7 protein-coding genes are annotated in these 5,863 nt (G+C 64.1%); 6 read left to right on the forward strand and 1 reads right to left on the reverse strand.

All coding sequences use genetic code 11. The features are described 5' to 3' along the window. Positions 1 to 2 precede the first annotated feature (2 nt). From EN935_RS19180 to EN935_RS19195, 4 genes are read left to right on the forward strand one after another with little or no spacing between them, the layout of a single operon-like run. Entirely contained in the window at positions 3 to 425 is a 423-nt protein-coding gene (locus EN935_RS19180; RefSeq protein ID WP_245489005.1) for a MarR family transcriptional regulator, read from the forward strand. Beyond that, positions 422 to 1,234 carry an enoyl-CoA hydratase family protein gene (locus tag EN935_RS19185; RefSeq protein WP_109666200.1) on the forward strand — a complete coding sequence of 271 codons (813 nt, stop codon included), beginning with the start codon at positions 422 to 424 and terminating at the stop codon, positions 1,232 to 1,234. Before EN935_RS19180 ends, EN935_RS19185 begins: the two co-directional genes overlap by 4 nt. Further along, entirely contained in the window at positions 1,234 to 2,382 is a 1,149-nt protein-coding gene (locus tag EN935_RS19190; RefSeq protein ID WP_109666198.1) for an acyl-CoA dehydrogenase family protein, read from the forward strand. The genes EN935_RS19185 and EN935_RS19190 overlap by 1 nt, the downstream gene beginning before the upstream one ends. Positions 2,383 to 2,440: 58 nt before the next feature. Beyond that, on the forward strand, positions 2,441 to 2,836 hold the full coding sequence (locus tag EN935_RS19195) for a RidA family protein (RefSeq protein WP_109666196.1): 396 nt from the start codon (positions 2,441 to 2,443) through the stop codon (positions 2,834 to 2,836). Between the two features lie 24 nt (positions 2,837 to 2,860). Here the strand turns inward: EN935_RS19195 and EN935_RS19200 are convergent, their stop codons facing one another. Next, entirely contained in the window at positions 2,861 to 3,952 is a 1,092-nt protein-coding gene (locus EN935_RS19200) for an LLM class flavin-dependent oxidoreductase (protein ID WP_109666194.1), read from the reverse strand. 122 nt (positions 3,953 to 4,074) lie between these two features. On the opposite strand from EN935_RS19200, the gene EN935_RS19205 reads away from it, so the two are divergent. After that, entirely contained in the window at positions 4,075 to 4,836 is a 762-nt protein-coding gene (locus tag EN935_RS19205) for an HpcH/HpaI aldolase/citrate lyase family protein (RefSeq protein WP_109666751.1), read from the forward strand. A 190-nt stretch (positions 4,837 to 5,026) separates the two neighbouring features. Beyond that, the coding region (locus tag EN935_RS19210; protein ID WP_127373525.1) for an aminotransferase class I/II-fold pyridoxal phosphate-dependent enzyme at positions 5,027 to 5,863 on the forward strand (837 nt) is incomplete at its 3' end.

Consider the following 5,863-nt stretch of genomic DNA (forward strand, 5'->3'; position numbering starts at 1 on the left):
GCTTGAGGCTGTGGATCAGGCTGCTGCGCGCCTCGCGTACGATCGAGGCCGAGCTGCGCGAGCGCCTGAAGAAGGACTTCAACACGACGCTGCCGCGCTTCGATGTGATGGCAGCCCTTTATCGGGTGCCGGAAGGCATGCTGATGAGCGACCTGTCGCGATTCCTGCTGGTGTCCAACGGCAATGTCACCGGCATCGTCGACCGGCTGGTTTCGGAAGGACTTGTCGCCCGCGCGCGGCGCAATGGCGATCGCCGCACCTCGATGGTGCGGCTGACCGAGGAAGGCACGCAGGCCTTTGCCACCATCGCCGCGGCGCATGAAGGCTGGATCGGTGAATTGCTGGGCAAGGTCAGCGAGGACGACGCGCGCCGGCTGACCGGCATGCTGACCTCGTTCCGCAGCAACTGGGAGGGACGCGAATGATCGCGATGGTCGGGCGCAAGCCGAAGCATTTCCTGTGGGAGGTCGAAGGCAGGATCGCAAAGGTCCGGCTCGACCGGCCGGAACGCAAGAACCCGCTGACCTTCGATAGCTATGCCGAGCTGCGCGACACGTTCCGCGACCTCGTCTATGCCGACGACGTCGACGCCGTGGTGTTTCTCTCCAATGGTGGCAATTTCTGCTCTGGCGGCGATGTCCACGACATCATCGGCCCGCTGGTCAAGATGGACATGAAGCAGCTTCTCGCCTTCACCCGCATGACCGGCGATTTCGTCAAGGCGATGCTGAATTGCGGCAAGCCGATTATTGCGGCGGTCGATGGCGTCGCGGTCGGCGCCGGCGCCATCATTGCCATGAGCTCCGATATCCGGATCGCCACGCCGGAAGCAAAGACCGCATTCCTGTTCACCCGAGTCGGTCTCGCCGGTTGCGACATGGGCGCCTGCGCGATCCTGCCGCGCATCATCGGCCAGGGCCGCGCCGCCGAACTGCTCTACACCGGCCGTACCATGACGGCGGCAGAAGGCGAGCGCTGGGGGTTCTACAACAGGCTGGTCGATGCCGCATCGCTGGAGGCCGATGCGCTCGACATGGCCGCGCGCATCGTCTCCGGCCCGACCTTCGCCCATGGCATCACCAAGACGCAGCTCAACCAGGAATGGTCGATGGGTCTCGACCAGGCGATCGAAGCGGAAGCGCAGGCGCAGGCGATCTGCATGCAGACGCGCGACTTCGAGCGCGCCTACAAGGCGTTCGTGGCCAAGGAAAAGCCGGTGTTCGAGGGCAATTGATGGCTGACAAGAGTTTTCTCAACTGGCCGTTTTTCGAGGATCGCCATCGCCAGCTCGCCGAGCAGCTGGAGGCATGGTGCGCGAAAAACCTGCCGGTCGATCATCATGATGTCGATGCCGCCTGCCGCGAGCTGGTGGGCAAGCTTGGCCGGGATGGCTGGTTGAAGCCGACGGCGCTCGACACGGACAATCCGGGACCACTCGACGTCCGCACCCTGTGCATCACACGCGAGACGCTTGCCCGCCATGACGGGCTGGCCGATTTTGCCTTCGCCATGCAGGGGCTCGGCACCGGTGCGCTCAGCCTGTTCGGCACGCCGCCGCAGCAGCAATGGCTGGCAAAGACGCGCGCCGGCAAGGCGATATCAGCCTTCGCCCTGTCGGAACCGCGCTCGGGATCGGACGTCGCCAACACCGAAATGACGGCGATCCGCGACGGCGATAGCTATGTCCTGTCCGGCGAGAAGACGTGGATCTCCAATGGCGGCATCGCCGATCTCTATGTCGTCTTTGCCCGCACCGGTGAGGCGCCCGGCGCCAAGGGGCTCTCGGCCTTCCTCGTGCCTGATAACACCAAGGGCCTCGGCATCGCCGAGCGGCTCGAAGTGATCGCGCCGCATCCGCTGGCGCGGCTGTCTTTCGACCAGGTCCGCCTGCCAGCCTCGGCACTGATCGGCAAACCAGGCGACGGCTTCCGCATCGCCATGTCGGTGCTCGATGTGTTCCGCTCGACTGTCGGCGCGGCGGCACTTGGCTTTGCCCGCCGCGCGCTGGACGAGAGCATCAAACGGGTGGCCGAGCGCAAACTGTTCGGCGCGCCGATGGCGGAGCTGCAGATGGTGCAGGGGCATATCGCCGACATGGCACTCGACGTCGACGCGGCGGCGCTTCTGGTCTACCGCGCCGCCTGGGCCAAGGACATGGGTGCGCCCCGCGTCACCCGCGAGGCGGCGATGGCCAAGCTGTTTGCCACCGACAAGGCGCAAGAGGTGATCGACAAGGCCGTGCAGCTGCATGGCGGCGACGGTGTCCGCAAAGGCCATATCGTCGAAAGCCTGTATCGCGAGATCCGCGCGCTGCGCATCTATGAGGGTGCCTCCGACGTCCAGAAAGTGGTGATTGCGCGACAAGTGCTGGGCGCGGCCTGACGGCGAGAAATTGACGGCGATTTTGAGACTTGGTTTTTGGAATACCGGGAGGTTTTGAATGCATACGATTCTGCAGCCGGAAGGCTGGGCAAAACCTGTCGGCTACGCCAATGGCGTCGCGGCACGCGGGCAGCTCGTCTTCGTAGGCGGACAGGTCGGCTGGAACGGACAATGCCAGTTCGAGACCGACGATTTTGTCGGCCAGGTGCGGCAGACGCTCGAGAACATCGTCGCGGTGCTGGCCGAGGCCGGTGCGGGGCCGCAGCACATCACCTCGATGACCTGGTATTTCACCGACAAGGCCGAATACCTCGCCAACCTCAGGGGCATCGGCGAGGCCTATCGCGAGGTGATCGGCCGGCACTTTCCGGCGATGGCCGCCATGCAGGTGGTGGCGCTGGTCGAGGACCGGGCCAAGGTGGAGATCCAAGCTACCGCCGTCATCCCGGAATAAACTATCGATTGTCCCAGGAATAAATTATTCGCGCAGTCCCGCCTTCCGCAAAATCGGCAGCACGTGATCGCAGAAATAGGGCAGTTCCTGCGTGTAGTTGACGAAGGACAGCGCGATGCCTTGATAGCCGTGCCCGGCAATGGCGGCCATGTCGGCGGCGATCGTTTCCGGGGTTCCAACCAGCGGGTAGGTGCCGGCGCCGCCGGCGAAACGTTGCCGATAGCGGTCATAGGCATGCGGGTCGTGCGATTGCGAGAATTCCTTCTTGCCTGCCATATGCGCATCGACCGCATCGTGGTCGGCCATATCAACGGCGTAGCGCGTGTAATAGGCCTGCGCCTCCTCCATCGTCGGACGGCAGACGACATGCGCCACCGTGTAGACGCCGACGTCGCGGCCTGCCTTGTCGGCGCGCTCGCTGATGTCGGCGACGTGCTTGCCGGCATCGCTCATCTCGGAAAAGGTCGTGAACAGATAATCGCATCTGGCGGCGGCGAAATCGCGACCCGGCCCGCCGAAAGCAGCGTTCATTGTCACGGGGCGCGGAACCTGCAGGCTAGCCGGCCGGCTGACGGCTTCCTTGAGGCGATAGTAGGTGCCCTCATAGTCGAGCGGCTCGGGCGAGGCATAAAGCTTTTCGAGGATTTCGATCCATTCCGCTGCCTGGTCGTAGCCCTTCTCGACCAGGGGCGTGCCGAACATGCCGAATTCCTTCGGGTTCCAGCCGCAGACGATGTTGAGGCCGGCGCGGCCCTGGCTGATGTGGTCGACCGTCGCCAGCGCCTTGGCTGCGTAGAGCGGATGCACCAGCGGCACATGCACGGTCATGAACAGGCCGATCTGCTCGGTGGCCATGGCAAGTGCTGCCGCCCAGGTGAAGGTCTCGAACGACCATTCGCGCACCTTGTTGCGGCCGCCAAAGCCGCGCCAGCGCGCGATCGGCAGCATGAACTCCAGCCCTGCCCGATCGGCGATCTGCGCCGCGGTCAGATTGTCCTGCCAGCTCGCTGTCCAGCGTTCCGGAACGTCGGTGATGGCAAGGCCGCCATCGGCATTGGTCGAAAAGACGCCGAGCTTCAGTCTGTTCGGGCCGTGCAAGGGGTGTGGTTTGTTCATGTCGCGACCTCCCGGCGAAGATCGCACGCTACGGCTCCGCAAAAATATTTCAAGCATGAAATAGCTTCGCCTGGCGATGGTTTGCGGATATGGATTTGGGCAGGACGAAAAAGGGGATCGGCATGAGCGAGTTCCGCCAGAAATGCATCGGCAAGACGAACCTTGTCGGCTCCTTTGCAGCCATTCCCCATCCCGTCGCGGTCGAAGTGATGGCGCAGTCCGGTCTCGATTTCCTCTGCATCGACTGGGAACATGCCCAGATCTCGCGCGACATGATCGAGACCATGGTGCGCGCGGCCGACGTGCATCGCGTGCCGGCCATGGTGCGTGTTCCCGGCCATGCGCCGGAGGCCATCCAGGCGGCCTTGGATAGCGGCGCCCAAGGCGTGCTGGTGCCGCGCATATCGACCGCCCCCCAGGCCGCGATGGCCGTCAAAGCCTCGCGCTATCCGCCAAAAGGGGAGCGCGGTGTCGGTCCCGGCCGGGCCGCCGGCTATGGCTATCGCATTCCGGAATATCTGGCCGGCGCCAATGACAGGATCGTCGTCGCGATCCAGGTCGAGACATCAGAAGGGCTGGCCAACATCGAAGCGATCGCGGCCGTCGACGGCATCGACGTGATCTTCGTCGGCCCCGGCGATCTTTCGGTGTCGATCGATGCGCTGGGACCGCAAGGCGTAGACAGGCTCAATGCGGCGATCCGGACGATCGTCGGCGCGACGATCGCGCACGGCAAGGCCGCCGGCATATTTTGCGCCAGCCCACAACCTGTCGGGCAATGGGCAGCCATCGGCGCCAGCTTCTTCATCCTGGCCAGCGACACCATGTTTCTCGGCGCCGGCGCTGCGGCCAACTGTGCCGCCACACGCGACGAATTGGCATGAGACGGGCGCAGCTGGCGCAAAAAGGCGTATCGGCACGGCAACAGGACGGTCAAACTTTTTAAGCTTAAAACTTTCGCCTTGAAAAGTGCCGCACTTTGGATAAGCATTCCAGGATCGATGGCGACGGCCGTACCGGACCGGCTTCCCGGCCAGTCCATCGTTGTGCTCCGGGTAGGAGGGGTTTCAGTCCTTGTCGTTCGTACTGCCCCAGTCATCGTCCAGCGCGCGCTATGCCTTTGACGGCGTGCGCGCCCAGATTCGCGATCTTCACACAGAAAACATCGCCAACCTTGCCGTGCGGGCGCGTGAACTGGGCGATGTGATCGCGCTGTGGTACGGCGAAGGCGACATGGTGACGCCGGCTTTCATCCGCGACGCCGCCAAGGCCGCCTTCGATGACGGCCTGACCTTCTACGTTCCCAACATGCGCGGCCACGCCCCGTTGAACGAGGCGCTGTCGGAGTACCAGACGCGCATCCATGGCCGGCCGATCCCGATCGCGCGCACCATCGTCACGCCTGGCGGCATGCAGGCGCTGTACCTGGCGCTGGAACTGCTGGTCGATACCGGCAGCAACGTCGTCTATGTCGCGCCGCAATGGCCCAACATCCACAACGCCATCCATTTGATCGGCGGTGAGCCACGGCCGTTTTCGCTCGATTTCAGGGGCGACTGGCATCTGGATTTCGACCGGCTGTTCGCCACCTGCGACGCCCGCACGCGGGCGATCTTCCTGTCGACGCCATCCAACCCGACCGGCTGGACCGCATCGCGCGAGGAGATGCTGGCGCTGCTCGATTTCAGCCGGCGCACCGGCATCTGGATCATCTCCGACGAGGTCTATGGCCGGCTCTATTTCGACGGCGACGTTGCCCCCTCCATCCTGCAGATCACCGAGGACGGGGACCGGGTGCTGTCGGTCAACAGCTTCTCCAAAGCCTGGGCGATGACCGGCTGGCGCATCGGCTGGCTGACGCATCCATCAGGGGTGGCCGACCAGCTCGGCGCCATGACACAATATATCAAC

Source organism: Mesorhizobium sp. M7D.F.Ca.US.004.03.1.1 (genome assembly GCF_003998635.1).
Classification (GTDB): Bacteria; Pseudomonadota; Alphaproteobacteria; order Rhizobiales; family Rhizobiaceae; genus Mesorhizobium; species Mesorhizobium loti.